This window comes from Vibrio sp. Vb1127, from assembly GCF_033338735.1.
Taxonomy (GTDB): Bacteria; Pseudomonadota; Gammaproteobacteria; order Enterobacterales; family Vibrionaceae; genus Vibrio; species Vibrio alginolyticus.
On sequence record NZ_JAWOTF010000011.1, the window covers coordinates 121762 to 138322 of the forward strand.

Sequence of the window (16561 nt, forward strand, 5' to 3'; positions counted from 1 at the left end):
GAGTTACTATAGCTAGGCACGGCTAAACCCCATAATCGCGATTGTAGGATGCTATCCATCAAAGCAATTATGCCAAGTTTCTATATGCTAACTTTACGCTTCTCCGTTAATTAGGTACTGCGCTAAGCAATTTTCACGACGTTGAACTCATGCGTCGGTTCGACAAATTCGTATTGGGCATTGATCGTCTGTAGCTCCCATGTGCCATAGCCTTTGGTGATCTCCAATACACCGTAAACGGCGTTATGTGTATGACGAAAGGCTGCGACAGGAGACATCTTCTTCACCAAACAAGAGGTAAAAATCGCAGAAATTAAATCACCGACACCGACTGGCTGCATAGCAAATTCAACACTAGGGCGTTGGGCCAAATAGCTTGCTTTCGGCGTCGCTAAAATCATACTGAAGGCGTCATCTGTTAGAGCATGCAGATGTTTCACCAATACCATTTTCGGTCCTAACTCTAAGGCTTTTTTACATGCAGTGACCGCATCATAAAGAGAGCCAATTTTCACACCTGTTAACTCGCTCAGTTCAAACTGGTTAGGAACAATCACATCAGCGATGGGCAACAAGCTATGGCTTATCGCTTCTTTGACACCGTCTGCCACAATGCAACCTTTGTCTGGATCACCCATAACTGGGTCACACACATAAAGTGCACTATGGTTACGCGATTTGACTAAACTTACCGCTTCGGCCACCGCTCGACATTGCTCTGCGCTGCCTTGATAACCGGACAGTATCGCGCCACATTCGCCTAACTTCTCAATGTTATCTAAGCCTCTCATTAGAGAATGAATTTCATCTGCCCCAAACTTCTGTCCAGTCCAACCTTGCTGGTACTGAGTGTGATTTGAAAACTGAACCGTGTGAATTGGCCAGACTTCGAGGCCCATTCTCTGCATTGGGAAGACTGCAGAACTGTTTCCTGCGTGGCCATAAACCACATGAGATTGAATAGAAATAATGCTTTTCATAAGTCACTCTTAATTGGTAAGTTTGTTAGCTTGGCGACTAAATAAACACAATGCCGCGCACTGTGCTTATTTGGTCGGAATAGCCTCGACAACGCCGAGGCTTATTCTTAATCAGGCTGGATTAATTAGCCTTGGAACTCAGCAAAGTACTCATCCAACACTTTGCGTGTTGCACGACCGATAAGCTCGTATTCGTGGTGAGTAAGGTTTGCTAACGAAACTCGAACTGATGCGTGCACTACATCGAAGCCTTGGCCTGGAAGTAGGATAACGCCGGTTTCATGTGCAAGGCGGAACAGGAAGTCTTTGCCCTTCTCGCTCGCTTTGAACCATTCAACAAAGGCTGGTCCGTACAATTTGCCGCCCAAAGTGTCGAGCTCAAGCAGTGTGTAGTAGTCCACACGATCTTTGTTTTCTTCAATTTCTACACCCATGTTTTTGTACAGAGTTTTGTAACGCTCGCGGATGATGCGTTTACATGCTTCTTTGTAGTTTTGTTCTGAATCCATCAAGCAGTTCAAAGAGAACAGTGCCATTTGAACTTGTTGAGGAAGAGACAAACCTGCTGTGTGGTTAAGCGCTACGCTGCGGCTGTCTGCTACGATACGGTCAATAAACTTAATCTCACGAGGTTCCGGAGTCAGCGTTTTGTAACGATCGTCCAACTCAAGTTGACGCGCTTCAGGAAGGCTGCGCATTGCATCGTCAAACACGTTGTTGTGTTGAATCGCAATCGAGCCTAAACGCCAGCCTGTTGCACCGAAGTACTTAGAGAACGAGTAAACACAAAGCGTGTTGTATGGCAGTTTCGCGAACAGTGAGACAAAATCGTCCGCAAATGTGCCGTATACATCGTCAGTCACAATGAGCAGGTCGCTACGTTCGTTGTTCACGAAGTTTGATAGGTTATCCAGAGTTTCATCCGAGAACTTCACAGACGCTGGGTTTGCAGGGTTCACGACACAAAGCAGTTTGATGTCTGTATCTGCAAGCTTTTCGATTTCAGACATAGGCAGTTGCCATGTTGTCTCATCCAGACGTAGCTCAACGATTTCCAGTTCGTATTCACTAAGCTCTGGAATCTCTAGGTACGGCGTAAAGATTGGAGTGATTAGCGCTACCTTGTCACCTTTCTTCAACAAACCGTTGTTAAACATAGTTTGGAAGGTGTACGTCATAGACGCTGTACCGCCTTCAGTTGCAAACAGATCGAAGTCTGTTGTCATTGGCATTGGGCCGTACATCTCTTCTGCAATGTACTGCTTCACTACGGTTTCGATGTTCGTCAACATACGTGGTGGCACAGGGTAGTTACATGCAAGGTATGCGTTAACCAGCTCATTCAAGAAAGCTTGCTTCTCTAGACCCAAACGGTCTTTTGCGTAGCTCAACGACTTTTCTAGGAACTGCACGCCTTGGTCTTTCTTATTGTCGTTTGCAAACGTGTCGAAGCGCTCAACAATGCCCACACCATCAGGAATGCCACCGAAGCCACCATCTAGGTATGAGTAAGTGCGCTCAGCTTCCAATACTGCGAATTCACCCAAACGAATGAACGCTTTACGTGGTAGCGTCGCTAGAAAGTTAGGGTTACCACGACCAGCATCTAATAACGCGCGGTCAGGAACAGTTTGTGCCACTTCAATTAGTTTATCTTTTAATTCAAATGGGCTTAAATCTGCAAATTTTGAAAAATCAATTGTTGTGTTTTGCGTAGTCATAATATTTACCTGAATCTATTATTTACTTAAATTTTGATAATACTTCCCCTATCGCCTATTTAATTAGGCGATAAGCGTGTTCGAATTTATTTAAATTACATGCCTGCGTTTAAAGTAATAATGCCGACAATAATTGGACCCCATAGGGTAAGCAGTACATTGGCGACAGCATAAGTCACGGTGAATGAGAATACTGGCGTTGCGTTGCCTGTTTTTTCCATTAAAGCCGCGAATGCTGGGTTTGCACTGCGTCCACCTGTAACACAACCTAGTGCTTCAACTGGGTTCTTAATCTTCAATACAAAGTATGAGAAGAAGAACGAAATAAACTGAGGAATAATGGTCACAGCCATACCAAGGAACAACAGAGACATACCGTGTTCTTTGATGGTGTCGACCGCTTGAGGGCCCGCTTCAAGGCCAACAATGCCCACAAATGCTGCCAAACCGAAATCTCGAATGAAGTTCGCCGCACCTTCTGGGAACTGAGCAACGTGGGGATTGCGGCTACGTAGCCAACCGACGATCAAACCTGAGATCAAACAACCTGCACCAGAACCGATAGTGACGGGAATACCAGCAATCTTAAAACTGATTAGACCAATTAATAGGCCCACCACCATGCCCATACCAAGCACGATTAAGTCAGTCACGTTTGCTGAGCCCATTCGCTGACCAATGTTTTTCTCAACGCGATTGATATCTTTTGCGGTACCTGTAAGCTGGATGACGTCGTTTTTCTTCACCACAAGATCCGGCGTCATTTCAATTGAGTTGCCTTCACGAATATAGTCTGTCACATAAATACCGCGCATAGAGCCTTGGTTCGAAGCCTCTTTAATCTCTTGCAGCGACTTACCAATCAGTTTGCGGTTGTCTGCGATCAGTTGACGGTTTTCTTCAATAACTTCATAGCCTTCTGGAAGTGCAATCTCGTTGTCAGCCAAACCATCTTGCAGCTGATGTACCGCATTACGGCGACCTGTTACAACAATGACATCCCCTTCTTTCAGTGCTGTGAATTTGTCCACTTCTTGCACTTTGCCATCACGTTGAATCAATTCAATACAAGCAGCTAGAGCGTGTTGGTTTAACTGAGCTAGGGTTTTGCCTGCTAGCCCGCCATCTTTGCTCACTTTAAATGCTCGTGTAACCAGCGCGGTTACTGCGTTGAATTCACCCGGCGCAAGATCGCGCTTACCATTTGAGTTTTTCTCTTCTAGAGCAATCGCTTCTGCTCGGATATCCCACTTCATCAGTGTTGGGAATACCCATGTCACCATAAGAATTGGACCAAGCGAACCAAAGATGTACGTAACTGCATAGCCGACTGCAACGTTGGTCTGCATTAGGTGTTTCGCTTCTTCTGTCACACCACCAAGACGTGCGATCGCATCACCCGCTGTACCGATGATTGCCGATTGAGTCAAACCACCAGCTGCAAGACCAGCTGCCGTACCTCTGTCTAGATCAAACATCCAAGCTGCCGCTAACACACAAAACAGACCTGAAACCGTCATAACCACGGCAGAAAGTAGAATGTTGATGGTTCTAAAGTTCAATGCTTTGAAGAACTGCGCACCACCTTGATACCCTACCGCGTAAATAAAGAGCGCAAAGAAAATGCTTTTTACGCCGGGATCAATATGAACACCAAATTGCCCAATAATTACACCCATTAATAATGTTCCGGCAACACCGCCAAGAACAAATCGACCAATGGTGATTTTACCAACCATATAACCGAGAGAGAGCGTAATAAAGAGAGCAACAAATGGTGCCATGTCAAAAAGGTTAGAAATAATTTCCATGACAATTTTACTCTTATTAATAAATATAAAACTCAAATAATCTAACGAATAATCTGTCACTCATATTTGTTGGATTATTTAATTTAAAAAGCATCTCGTTTGCTTCGAAGCGAATATTAGGAACAAAAACTCACAACTCGTAATCCCATTTGAAGGATGAAACCATCACTTCGTATATTCAAACGCAAACATTGAACAATAATTGTCGAAAATTTAATAACTTAGTGGTCTGAAATGAACATCAAATAAATTGGAAAATAAATTTATTTTTATTTTCACTGTCCAAAAAGCTACTTTGTTGCGCTATTCCCTCTATATAGCGCATAACACCTTTCTCTTGATGGATTAGATCCTACAAAAGCGATTATCACGGATGCCATCACTTGCCTTATCTTTACATTCATCAAGTTAATAGAGAAAAACACCATGAACTCAATGCCACATGAACTTGTGTGGGGCGAAGTTTACTTCCCTCCCTTGTTGCTGGTTATTGCATTGGCTTACATGCTCACCATTTTGGTTGGAACCGTTGCAACAAAACTGGGACTCCACAAATACGTTGCATTTCCTGCGCTCGCTGAGCTAAGCCTAATTGTGATTTTTACTGGCGTTATTGGTCGATTCATTACCATATTTTGAGGCAAATTCCGTGATAAAACGTTATCTCATCACACTGCTATTACTGTGTTCCGCTGGCACCGTGATTTTCAGCTACTACCAATCATACTCTGACAACCCTTGGACTAGAGATGGCCAAGTTAGCGCGCACATCGTTTCTATAACCCCCCGCGTAACAGGACAAATCATCCAAGTCTACGTCGAAGACAATTCGCAAGTGAAACAAGGCGATTTGCTGTTTGAGATTGACCCAAGCATCTATAAAGCGGCGTACCACAAAGCGCTAGCAGCTCAAAAGCAAGCCATTGCATTACTAGCAAAGGCCAAAAATGAAGAGCAGCGAGCACTTAAGTTAGAAAAGCGCACACCTGGCGCCGTACCTGTACTGACATTGAATAACCTAGACAATGCGGTGGAGACAGCCGTTGCCAACGTAGAACTCGCGAAAGCCAATGTTGAAGAAGCCAAGCTAAACCTTGATTACACAAAAGTTTATGCGCCAACGAATGGTTATATCACTAATTTGAACTTACGCGTCGGCTCTCAAGTCGTCGCTAACTCCCCAGTCGTGGCTTTAATTGATGAAGACAGCTTTTGGATCGAAGGATATTTCAAAGAAACGGATTTAGTTGGCGTTGATCCACAAGATAAAGCCTACGTGACCTTAATGATGCACAATGAAGCTGTGCTGGAAGGCAAAATCAAAAGCATTGGCTACGGCATTGCGAAGCAAGATGGTAGTACTGGTAACGATCTTTTGCCCAATGTGAACCCTAACTTTCAGTGGATACGCTTAGCTCAACGCATTCCAATTAAAGTTAAATTAGATCACTTACCGAAAGATTTTCAACTACGTGTTGGTATGACGGCCTCTATCAAAATCATCAAACAATAATGTGGTGGAATGTATGTTTAATGCCTCAACCAAAGAAGCAATCAAAGCTGCGCTGTCTATCGTTATCGCGATCTGCCTTGCCTTATGGTTTCAATGGGAGAAACCGTATTGGGCAGCGATCGCAGTCGCGGTAATGGCATTAAATGAAAGCTTCGCTCACTCAATAAACAAAGGTCATAATCGCTTATTAGGAACCCTCCTTGGCATCGGTTATGCCTTTTTCCTCATCACGACGTTTTCTCAAGATCGCTTTTTGTTTCTCACCTTCTTCACCTTGTTTTTAGGTGCGTGCATTTTTATGTCGAGCGACGAAAAGTATGGTTATGTGTTCTCTATCGGTTTTGCTGTGTGCTCCATCATCGCATGTATGGGAGGATTTGATAGTCAAGCAACGTTCCACTTCGCTGTTCTTCGTATGCAAGAGACGATTCTTGGTGTGATCACGTTTTCTGTTGTGTACCGATTAGTCTGGCCAGTCAGTACAGAACAAAACTTCATTCAACGTTTTGAGGCCAGCAGAGAGGCGATGCTTAACGCTATGAAATCGCCCAATGATATAGATATTGAAGCTCTTGAGACCAACACCGCCAACATAGAAAAGTTATTCCAACTGGTCGGCTTACCACTTACTGGCAGCTACCACTTGAAAGAACATCGTCAGCTATGGCGTGCGCGTTTAAATGAGATGGCACAAATCCAAGACCGATTGCTAGAACAAGCAGATAAATCGCAAAGTCGTGAGATCGATTGGCCAACGCTAACGCAGCAACTTCAAAGCTTTGATATTAAAAATCCAAGTACGTCGCTCATTGGTCACGTTGCTTATGTTATGCAAAGAGAGAAAAACACGGTTTGGCATCACGAGCATCGGACCTTCATCCAGCATTTGAATGAAGACGGCAGAAAGGTACTGCAAGGTGTCTCCATGTTCGTAACGTCACTGCTGATCTGGATTTACCTTCCTGTGCCCGGAGGTTTCATTTTTCCGATGCTAGCAGGCGTGTTCTCTTCAATCGTTCCTACTATGCCACCAAGCATTATTAAAGATGCATTTTTTGGTGTGATAGGCACTGGCACGGTGATTCTATTGCAATACATTTTCCTAATGCCAATGATGACCGAGCTTTGGCAGCTTGGGCTATTCTACTTCATCAACATCATCGTGATTTGGAAGGTATTTTCCACACCAAAGCTGATGGTACACAGAATTCTAGGTATTAACTTATTGGTTGTCTTGACATCAGGAGCGCTCAATTTAACCCCAGCGTATCGAATTGAAACGCCCTTGCTGATGCTGGTAAACATTATGACTATTTTGATGATTGCCAAGTTGTTTACTGATCTGTTCCGTGTTCGCGTCACGGCCTAAGCGTCACCTCCGTTCTTGAAACTAAAGCCCCGCATTGCTTTTGCTCTGCGGGGCTTTTTGCTTTGTTCACTGCCCTATTCCTGCCTCACCCATAAAGCGAGGATAGTATCCATCAAAAGCGATTAACGGAATCTCTCTTCACCTCATAAAATCCTCTCATTGATTCACGAAATGCAATCGAAAACTCTGCATTCACAACGTCAATCACAGCAAACACATCTATCTAACTGAACAAGAAGTTCAGTGACACATTAACTGTCTGAGTCTCGAAGGTTTGAGGCTATTCAGAGTGGAAACTGTCATGAGTTTTTTTGAATTACGCGCCGGCAAGACGTCTTCTCTTACTGTGCTCGCGAGCGCACTAATGCTTACTACCCCCACTTTTGGCTTCGCCGCTGAAGAGACGACGACCTACAACGAAGTAATCGAGCAAGGCCGAGCACTGTTCGACAAATACGGTATCAGTCATGATTTACCAAAACTGGCCATCAGCTCTCTAGTTCAAGGCGAGCATTTGGTCGAGCATGCCCACCGAAGTGTTAAAATCGGTGATAGCGTTCGCGATTCGTCCGTCTACTTGGTTAAGAACACCGATAACAAAGGCAACATTGATCTGCGTATCAAGTACAACCCTGAACAACTCGATGAAAATGAAAAAGTACTTGATGAGATCGAAGCTTTCACACGAACAGAATACCGCCTTCGAAACTACGCGGAGAGTTTTGATCCGTCATCAGTAAGAGCCAAAGAGGATCAGAATGGTAATGTGATCATCAGTTTTAATTACTCAAAATACGGTCTTCCTCAAGATATCGCCTACTTTCGCTTTTTAAGCGTTGATATTGAGTTGGTTAATGGTGAACCGAAACGTATGGTCATTACCAACGATAAACCGTTCACACATCACAACTACCAAGTGGATTCTTACGATCAAGAGATCCTCTTCCAGAAATTAACATCAGGCAAAATTGCGATTGCCAGTAAAAACACCAAGATAGTTGGTTCAAAGAAAAATAAACCCCTCGAAATGATGAGCAGCGTAAAACCGGTAGCGATTTATGAAGATAAGCTTGGCGTGCAAGTACTAGACGAAAAACGCTTGAATGAGGTCTCTGATCCACGCATGCAAGAAGCCAGTGTTAAGCTAGACCGAGTTTTTCCTTTAATGGGTGATATGGTTCGTCGTCAAGGTATCGATTTGCCTCTGCCGTTTGGTGTGTCGCTAGCGTATCGAAATCAAGATATGAATATTCCATTTAATGATTTCACGATTGAAGGCATCGGCCTTAATGAACTGTTTGATCCAGAAGACAGTGTCGGCATCGTCAGTGCTGAGAGCATGACGCTTCGTGGCGATGTAAACATCCTGCCATTTTGGAATGTATTTGGTTACATCGGAAAAGTTAATGTCGATGCCAATGTTGATGCCGCCTACACGGGTGAAGGTGGCCAGTACATAAAAGATAAGCTGAACGATAAACTGCCAGGATTAGGTGATAAGTTTTGCGATGGTTTATCTGCACTTTGTAGTCGCGGACGCTTAGACGTGCCGCTGCATTTGGAATATGACCTTCGTGGTATAGGTACAACCCTTTCGGTTGGCTATAAAGAATTCTTTGCTTCTGTCACTGGTACCTATTCGCAAACTCGCTTAAAGGGCTTAGATGATTGGGGCGATGGTATTGTTACTGTACAGCCGATGTTGGGTTATCAACTTGTCGATTATCGCACGCAGTTCTTTGTCGGAGCAGAATATCAAGGACTGGACGCTCGAATGGACGGGCATGTAAAAAGTGGTGATATCGAATTCGATTACGACATTGGTGTAGATCTTAATCAATGGGCGTTTTTGACTGGTTTCAATAAGCAAATCGGCAAAAACTACAACCTGACCTTTCTCTATAACAAAGGGGAAACTCGAGAGTCAGTAACCTTAAATCTTGGTTACCGTTTCTAGCTCTCATAAAGAGCCGGCCCCTAGACGATGGTAGGACTGCATCCTACAAAGGCGATTACTGAAACTGTCGCCGATGTCCTACCATTTGAGCCATCAATACAACAAGCCATCCAACCATTCACGGATTAATGCCAAAGCGTCAGGACGTCGCTTGTTAGATGCCGTTTAACATTTTCGGTGCACGCACCAAATGACTTTTTGGACATAACAATGACTTTACTCAATCGCTCAACTTTAGCCATTACCATCACTCTTGCCTTAGCAGCTTGCAGTGATGACTCAAGTAAACCTAGCGTTCCTAACGGCCCGAAGCCACTACAACCCTTACCACCAGAGCAAATCGCTTTGGAAATTGGCGATGCAACCATTCAAGCGACCAAAGAGTCCCTCGTCATCACGCCTCTTGATGCGGATGAAAAACTGGCAGCGGTAGAGGCGTTCAAAGGTATCCAATTTGCGCAAGCAGACCGCTTTCAGCACAGCATTGTGGCCCCACTTGAAGGCGATATTGATGCGACTCAGTTCGGTGATGCGTGCCCGCAGTTAAAAACCACGGCACAAACGCAATCAGAAGATTGTTTGAACCTAAACATTTGGCGACCAGCAGGGACAGAAGCGTACGCAGATTTGCCAGTGTATGTCTTTATTCACGGTGGAGACTTTGAATACGGCGCGGGCTCAGAACCGCTGATTCATGGTGATATGGTGGTTGCACAAGGTGCTGACGATGGTAACCCGTTTATTGCAGTTACTTTTAACTATCGCTTGGGCTTGTTGGGCAGTGTTTGGGTCGATGGTTTGGACAACCCAGAGGGCGGTAACTTTGGCCTAGGCGATCAAAAACACGCGCTTGAATGGGTTCAACAAAACATAGAGGCATTCGGCGGCAATCCGCAAAACGTGACACTCATGGGTCAAGGTGCGGGTGCCATGTCTGTGGGAATTTTACAGCAATCAAAAGGCGATGCTGCAATCGCAGGTGAGCACTTTCAACGTGCCATCATGCAAAGCAACGCATACGGCTTTGAATATAAAAGTTACGATGTTGCCAAGAGCCAAAGACCAGAGCAAAGCGTTGAAGATCTTGCGTTACTACCACTTGAAGAGGTCATGAAGGTACAGAGCGAGATGCTTGATCCTATTCAACGTCTTAAGAACTGGGTACTGACCGCTGCGAATATTCCGGTTATAAGTCCAACACGAGACAACAGCCCATTAGCTACGTTGATGCCATTTGCGCCTTACATCGAGCATCGCCCACCAGCGTTTCTAGTGAAAGAAGTACCAGGCTATCACTTTACTGAACAAGCGATTGAGAGTGAATGGATCGTACCGACGGTAATTGGCTCAAACAGTGCAGAAAGCAATACTCTAGGCATGCTGCCGAGCCTGACATTTTTGATCCCAACTATTATTGAAATCTTGAGCCAAGAAGCGCCAGAAATCATTGAAAGTGGTGACGAAAACTTAATCGTCGAATACATGGTGGAGTGGCTAGAATCGGAAACGAACTTAAACCGTTTACGCACCGAATATCGTTCATTACTCAACGATTCAGCTTCGATTGAACTCGATCTTTCTGACTTATTGGAACTGCTGCCTAGCACCGCTTATGAGGCGATGACTAAGTTGTTCTTCGGTTTGGGGAACTCCGATTCAACAACGGAGTTACTTGCTCTGGCTGACTTCTTCCCCAACGATGAAAGCGAACTAAATGGTGCGACCAAAAACATGCAGCAATTCAAAACCACGTTGCATGATTTGCTCTTCACGGGTCCAAACCGTCATAAAGTTTCAACTGAAGAAGCAACAGGGGCAACGCCAAGCTTCTACTACTTTGACTACAAACCTGGATTCAACGTATGGACTTACAATACCAAAGGTGAAAATGGCGATCTCGACGTTGGCGATTTACTCAAAAGCATCAGTTGTATTGTCGGCGCTTGCAATGCATCGGAATTACCATTTGTGTTTAATAAAGCATTAAAGCTTGATGGTTCAAGTGTTCGTCCAGGTAGCAAAGACAAAGCAATGATGAACGAGCTCTCTCGTATGTGGTTTAGCGAACGTTTATTTGAGGACTTCCAATACAACAGCGCGACTGACCGAGTATTGCTGATCGATAACGATGGCGGTATTCAATCCACACAAGACTGGGACAATGCTCATCACTCAGGCATCGATCCAAAACTGCGCCAAGGTCGCCTCAACGGTCTCGAGGAACTTGGGCTGATTCTGAGTCACATGTAACGTTATCTTCAGTCACTAATAGCTCGTTACCAAATACCTAAAAGCCAGTTCACTGGCTTTTTTCATCCTTATTCCTTGAACATCATTAGGAAGGTTTACTCATGTTTCCTAACGCCCTTCGTGCCCTGCTACTCTTTATCTTCAGCGCACTATTGGTTGGCTGTGCCCAGCCCTACCCGCAAGTTGAACCGGATTTTGAAGCCAATTGGCAAACTACTCAGCATCAAGCCGAAGTTTACTTAATTCCTAACGCTCCGGAAGCCTTTGCGCGTCGCGTTGAACTGGTTAGAAATGCTCAGCAAAGCATCGATATGACTTACTTTTCTTGGGAGAGTGACACGCTTGGTTTGATGCTACTCAATGAACTCAAGCAAGCAGCAGATCGAGGCGTGCAAATTCGACTCACTCTCGATGATCTATTGGTTTTTAACGAGAAATGGCTTGCTGATCTCAGCGCTCACGACAACATTCAAATCCGTTTATTCAATCCGTTTGATTCACGTAAGTCAGGTTGGATTGGTCGCGCCGTCAACTTCTCTACTCACCAACAACGTTTGGACAATCGTCTGCACGAGAAGTACTTCAACGTCGACCATCAATGGATGATTCTAGGTGGACGCAACATTGGCGACGACTATTTTGGTTACAGCCGCAAAGCCAACTTCTTTGATATGGATGTCTTGTTCAAAGGCAGCATTCTTCGAGCGTTCGACCAAAACTACCAACAACTTTGGGACAGCGAGCATGTCACGCCAATAGAAAACATCGTTAACGTTACCCCAAACTATTCCGCGTTTACTAAAGCGCTTAATAAAGGTGAGAAAGACAAAAGCATCATTCTGGCTGAGGTTGAAAAACAGGTTAAACACCTGACCAGTCCCGACTTCATCACTGCGCAAGTCACCCCCGTTTTCGACTCATTAAACAAGTTAGAAAACAACAAACCCTACTTTAGAAAACGTGCAGAACACCAAGTTTGGCAACAAATAGCCACTGCGTCTAAAGCCGTGATATCAACGCCTTACGTGGTACCAAGTGATGGTGAGTTTGCCTTTATTGATACCTTGATGGAGCAAAAAGCGGACATCACGTTAATGACGAACTCGTCTGCATCTAATGATTCTGGCTTTATTCCGGCTTATTACGAGGAGCATCGCCAAACCCTGTTGGATAAGGGCGTTCATATACTTGAGTACAAAAACCAAGCGAAAAATGATGACCATTACTTCCATGCGGATACTTATTATCACAACAAGACGGTGATACTCGATGATCGGCTGACTTATATCGGCTCATCAAACTTCGACCCAAGATCGGACTTCCTCAATGTGGAATTTGGTGTGTTGGTCCAAAGCGAAGCCTTTGCAGAACATGTCATGCACTACTTAAATCGACAACAAGATGAACTGTTTTGGCGAGTATCTCGAGATGGACAAGGCCAAACTCAATGGCAATCAATGAATGAGATCCATACTAAGAATCCAAACTATGGTGGATGGCATAAGGCACCTAACTGGATATTCAAGAAACTGAATGGTGAGTTCGAACTCTAAACAATCAAGGCTTAAAAAGGCTCTCTATCTGCAAGGGTGAGAGCCTTTTTAATGCCCGCTAAAACTGCGTGCCTAGTGAGAAGTGAACGCGGAATTGGTCTCCTTGCGGAGCATCTAAACCATAAGCAAAGTCCACTTTGACAGGCACGTATTTTGAGTTCCATATCAAACTCAGCCCTGTACCGCTTTTCCAATCCACCCTATCGTTGAAGGCATCACCAACATCATAAAATGCCCCAAGCCACAGTTGGCGGTAGACCTGATATTGATATTCCAGCCCAGCAGCGAACATGTAACGAGCACCCGTTAAATCGCCATTTTCATCTCTCGGAGAGATAGACTCATAACCATAACCACGAAGATTGCCATCACCTCCCGCAAAGAAGCGTAACGAGGATGGAATATCGCTCAAAGTGTCAGCGACATTAATACCGACATTGGAACGAAAGTGAAACTTGTGTTTTGCACTAATGTCCCAAGACAGAACACTATTGCCCTCAATACGCAGCAAACGAGAATCGGAGAAAAAATTGGGGTCTGAGTATTCCAATGAGTAAACGTGACGGTGCTTTACTTCTAATTGATCGTTCTTGCGATCAAGTAGTGAAAATATCACCCCCGGTAATAACAACTGTGATTCGTTATTCTCCGACGCTTGTCGATAACTTTCTTGCAAATAACGAACGTGCATGGTGCTTTGCCAATCACTGTCTAACTGCCAGTGCTTTTCAAACGATAAATCATTAGAAAAACTCGATGTATCTCGATAATCGACATGCTTAGATTCAAACTGAATCCCGTAGTAATCCGTTAGAACATTTTGTGTGGGAATTTTATAACCAAGTAATAGAGATTGTTCCGGTTTGGAAACGTACGCTTGTGCCTCAAAACTGTGTCCACGTGCGTTGTACCAAGGCTTGGTCCAGTTCAGCGAAGCGCGTAATCCCAAGTCTGTCGAATACCCTCCACCGACTTGCACAATATTGCGTGAATTCGGCTCTGCGAGCACTTCTATCGGCACCTTATGACCATCGGATATCTCCTCGAAATCCGCTTTCACAATCACACTGCGAAACCAATCAGTACTGGAGAGATCGGCCTGATATTGACTCAATTTCAAAGTATCAAAATCGTCGCCCCGCTCAAATGTTCTCATCGCTTCTATTCGAGCCGTTTCGATACCCGACGTAAGGACAGACAGCTCTCCAAATTGGTAACGAGAACCACTAGAGAAATGCAGATTCACATGGGCTTGATTCAAACTTGGAATGACTTCCAAAGACGATTCGATAAAACGTCCATCCAAGTAACCTTTTTGCTGAGCCAATGAAATCAAGTTTCGCTTTAGCGTATCGTACTCAGAATGAAGCAACGGCTGCCCTTGTTTAAGTTTAGCTTGATTAATTAGTTCGATGAAATCCTGGTCGTTACTGGCCTCCCCCGACACAGCAAGGTTAGATTTTTTGACCAACATCACCTCCCCTGCGTCAACCTCAAGCGTGATGATATCATTTTCCGATCTCTTAACATTGAGCTCGGAATGATAGTAGCCATAAGGGTTTAACGCATTATTAACCATCTGCGTTAGTCGATTTGAGGTAATGTTTGAAACAGAGAGTTTCGTTAGTGGTGTAAGGTGACTTTCAAGATTTTTCTCTAATATTGGTGTTAGCCCTTTGATTTTAAATTGCGCTCCGAGTGCATGATGTAAAGGCATAGAAGCTAAAACTGATATACCTATTATTTGTTTAATGTGAGGAGACACACCGCTACCTAGTTTAGCAATACACTCGACAAGGTTAATGATGGAATGGCATATCTGTTAATCGCGTTTGTAGGATTGCTCCCTACGAAATCCTCTCGAAAATTCACGTTTCACAAGTAGATTCTTTGAACAATAAGTGGGCTCAAGCTAGGAGGTGGCAAATCATGCGGTCTGAAATAGGTATACTGTTTGCCAAAAATACAAAACCCAACGCTGAATGGATCTCATCAAGCGTTGGGTTACATTGATAACGTGTTTTTTAATCTAAAAAGCGTCTGTTAGTAAAACTAGATCGAAGAACAGTTTCCTTTTTCTGCCATGTCGACTTTTAGTACTTCTGCTTTACCTTTGCTTTCGTCTACGAGTTCTACGCCCGCACCACCAACAAATACACCCATTTTAATGTATTGATTAACGAAATAATTACGGCCCTCTTCCGTTAAGATAGATAAGTGATTTTCAGAAAACTCAGACTCTGTACTTACTTGATGTTCTTTATTGCCTTCGACCTCATGGTAGAAGAATACACCAGGAGCGGTTTCACCAATACATTCCCCATCGACGTAAACATACTTTTTAAGTGCTGCTCCGACAAAAGCATCTTCTCGGTAAATGTAAATCCCTGCGTTCCCCTTTTGAGGTGCTTCAAATGATTTCATTTGATTTGATACTGTCGAATCAACAGTAGGAACAGAAGCACAACCTGACAAACCCAAAAGGAATGCGGAACACAGAATTACTTTATTTTTCATGTTATTAACCTAGCTACGATAAAATCGCGCCAACCATACTATAAATAAATACGTTCACTTATTGGTATTTTTGAAATTTGTGATTCAACCTATGCAATAGCACTCATTTAACGTATGGATTGAGCAAACATTAGCCATATAATAATCACGAGAATAAAATGCCCTGTATCTAACGATCACTAAATGCCACTTTACTCGCTAGACTGATAAGTAGAATACCTGAAACACCTTCAAGAGTTCTTGAATAACGCTGAGAGTGTGGACGACTAAATACCCAATTACCCACAGATGCGTACAAAACGTTACATGTCGTCGCAAGTACGCTGAACAGCAAGCCAAGTACTAATAATTGCATTGATGTTGAGCTTGCAGACGTATCAATAAATTGAGGCAGAAACGAGAGAAAGAATAGCGCTACTTTTGGATTCAAGACGCTGACGATAACCCCCTGAACAAACACATTTTTATTATTATCAACATTTTTGTTTTCAACGATTTTACTTTCTCCACGCCACATAGACAGTAATGACTGAACACCTAAATAAACTAGGTAAGCGGCCCCTAACCATTTAACAACGCTAAAAGCCAAAGATGAACTCAGAATTATTGCTGACAAACCTAAACATGCCGCTAGTGTATGAAAAAAGTAACCAACACCAAGCCCCAGAGCCGCTTTCAGCCCAGCAGATAATTTACCTTTCATTGTATTGGAAACAATATAAATTACATCAGGTCCAGGAATCATGTTGATAGCGAGACAAGCGACAACAAATAATAATAGTGAGTTTGAATCCATTCTTTTCTCCAAATTAACGTCTTGCGGGATAACATTTCATCGAACTACAAGTAATGCAACGTCCAGGTTTCAATTGGTTATATTTCGTATTAAC

Annotated in this window: 12 protein-coding genes; 6 read left to right on the forward strand and 6 right to left on the reverse strand. The window is 43.8% G+C overall.

Annotated elements, in window-relative coordinates; all coding sequences use genetic code 11:
* Positions 1–122 precede the first annotated feature (122 nt).
* The 3 genes from pdxY to aspT all read right to left on the reverse strand — a co-directional run bounded on the left by pdxY (position 123) and on the right by aspT (position 4512).
* The gene (pdxY, locus tag R7H07_RS15800) at positions 123–980 is read right to left on the reverse strand and encodes a pyridoxal kinase PdxY (RefSeq protein WP_017634572.1); all 858 of its coding nucleotides are present in this window, start codon (positions 978–980) and stop codon (positions 123–125) included.
* A 125-nt stretch (positions 981–1105) separates the two neighbouring features.
* Positions 1106–2701 carry a bifunctional aspartate transaminase/aspartate 4-decarboxylase gene (locus R7H07_RS15805; RefSeq protein ID WP_206959779.1) on the reverse strand — a complete coding sequence of 532 codons (1596 nt, stop codon included), beginning with the start codon at positions 2699–2701 and terminating at the stop codon, positions 1106–1108.
* Between the two features lie 95 nt (positions 2702–2796).
* Positions 2797–4512, reverse strand: a complete 1716-nt coding sequence (aspT, locus tag R7H07_RS15810) for an aspartate-alanine antiporter (RefSeq protein WP_206959777.1) — start codon at positions 4510–4512, stop codon at positions 2797–2799.
* Between the two features lie 426 nt (positions 4513–4938).
* Between aspT and R7H07_RS15815 the strand changes: the two genes are divergently transcribed.
* The 6 genes from R7H07_RS15815 (at position 4939) to R7H07_RS15840 (ending at position 13154) form a co-directional block, all read left to right on the forward strand.
* Entirely contained in the window at positions 4939–5151 is a 213-nt protein-coding gene (locus R7H07_RS15815; RefSeq protein WP_005377106.1) for a DUF1656 domain-containing protein, read from the forward strand.
* Between the two features lie 10 nt (positions 5152–5161).
* A complete protein-coding gene (locus R7H07_RS15820) occupies positions 5162–6025 on the forward strand; it encodes an HlyD family secretion protein (protein WP_005377105.1) in 864 nt (287 codons plus the stop codon).
* Between the two features lie 13 nt (positions 6026–6038).
* Complete coding sequence (locus R7H07_RS15825; RefSeq protein ID WP_065274594.1) at positions 6039–7394, forward strand: FUSC family protein; 1356 nt, start codon at positions 6039–6041, stop codon at positions 7392–7394.
* A gap of 301 nt (positions 7395–7695) precedes the next feature.
* The gene (locus R7H07_RS15830; RefSeq protein WP_017821369.1) at positions 7696–9351 is read left to right on the forward strand and encodes a hypothetical protein; all 1656 of its coding nucleotides are present in this window, start codon (positions 7696–7698) and stop codon (positions 9349–9351) included.
* 210 nt (positions 9352–9561) lie between these two features.
* Positions 9562–11601: a carboxylesterase family protein gene (locus R7H07_RS15835; protein WP_206959775.1), complete on the forward strand. Its 2040-nt coding sequence runs from the start codon at positions 9562–9564 to the stop codon at positions 11599–11601.
* 101 nt (positions 11602–11702) lie between these two features.
* The gene (locus R7H07_RS15840; RefSeq protein ID WP_025768095.1) at positions 11703–13154 is read left to right on the forward strand and encodes a phospholipase D family protein; all 1452 of its coding nucleotides are present in this window, start codon (positions 11703–11705) and stop codon (positions 13152–13154) included.
* Between the two features lie 58 nt (positions 13155–13212).
* Here R7H07_RS15840 and R7H07_RS15845 read toward each other — a convergent pair whose 3' ends face one another.
* The 3 genes from R7H07_RS15845 to R7H07_RS15855 form a co-directional block, all read right to left on the reverse strand.
* Positions 13213–14871 (reverse strand): autotransporter assembly complex protein TamA, encoded by a 1659-nt coding sequence (locus tag R7H07_RS15845; protein WP_242539612.1) that lies wholly within the window; start codon positions 14869–14871, stop codon positions 13213–13215.
* A gap of 335 nt (positions 14872–15206) precedes the next feature.
* On the reverse strand, positions 15207–15671 hold the full coding sequence (locus R7H07_RS15850) for a DUF2846 domain-containing protein (protein WP_206959771.1): 465 nt from the start codon (positions 15669–15671) through the stop codon (positions 15207–15209).
* 169 nt (positions 15672–15840) lie between these two features.
* Entirely contained in the window at positions 15841–16467 is a 627-nt protein-coding gene (locus tag R7H07_RS15855; protein ID WP_005377098.1) for a LysE family translocator, read from the reverse strand.
* Between the last annotated feature and the right edge of the window lie 94 nt (positions 16468–16561).

What these genes read in the sequence shown, in the direction of transcription:
- pdxY (WP_017634572.1), bottom strand. Translation starts at nt 980, where the DNA reads ATGAAAAGCATTATTTCTATTCAATCTCATGTGGTTTATGGCCACGCA.
- R7H07_RS15805 (WP_206959779.1), bottom strand. Translation starts at nt 2,701, where the DNA reads ATGACTACGCAAAACACAACAATTGATTTTTCAAAATTTGCAGATTTA.
- aspT (WP_206959777.1), bottom strand. Translation starts at nt 4,512, where the DNA reads ATGGAAATTATTTCTAACCTTTTTGACATGGCACCATTTGTTGCTCTC.
- R7H07_RS15815 (WP_005377106.1), top strand. Translation starts at nt 4,939, where the DNA reads ATGAACTCAATGCCACATGAACTTGTGTGGGGCGAAGTTTACTTCCCT.
- R7H07_RS15825 (WP_065274594.1), top strand. Translation starts at nt 6,039, where the DNA reads ATGTTTAATGCCTCAACCAAAGAAGCAATCAAAGCTGCGCTGTCTATC.
- R7H07_RS15830 (WP_017821369.1), top strand. Translation starts at nt 7,696, where the DNA reads ATGAGTTTTTTTGAATTACGCGCCGGCAAGACGTCTTCTCTTACTGTG.
- R7H07_RS15835 (WP_206959775.1), top strand. Translation starts at nt 9,562, where the DNA reads ATGACTTTACTCAATCGCTCAACTTTAGCCATTACCATCACTCTTGCC.
- R7H07_RS15840 (WP_025768095.1), top strand. Translation starts at nt 11,703, where the DNA reads ATGTTTCCTAACGCCCTTCGTGCCCTGCTACTCTTTATCTTCAGCGCA.
- R7H07_RS15845 (WP_242539612.1), bottom strand. Translation starts at nt 14,871, where the DNA reads ATGCCTTTACATCATGCACTCGGAGCGCAATTTAAAATCAAAGGGCTA.
- R7H07_RS15850 (WP_206959771.1), bottom strand. Translation starts at nt 15,671, where the DNA reads ATGAAAAATAAAGTAATTCTGTGTTCCGCATTCCTTTTGGGTTTGTCA.
- R7H07_RS15855 (WP_005377098.1), bottom strand. Translation starts at nt 16,467, where the DNA reads ATGGATTCAAACTCACTATTATTATTTGTTGTCGCTTGTCTCGCTATC.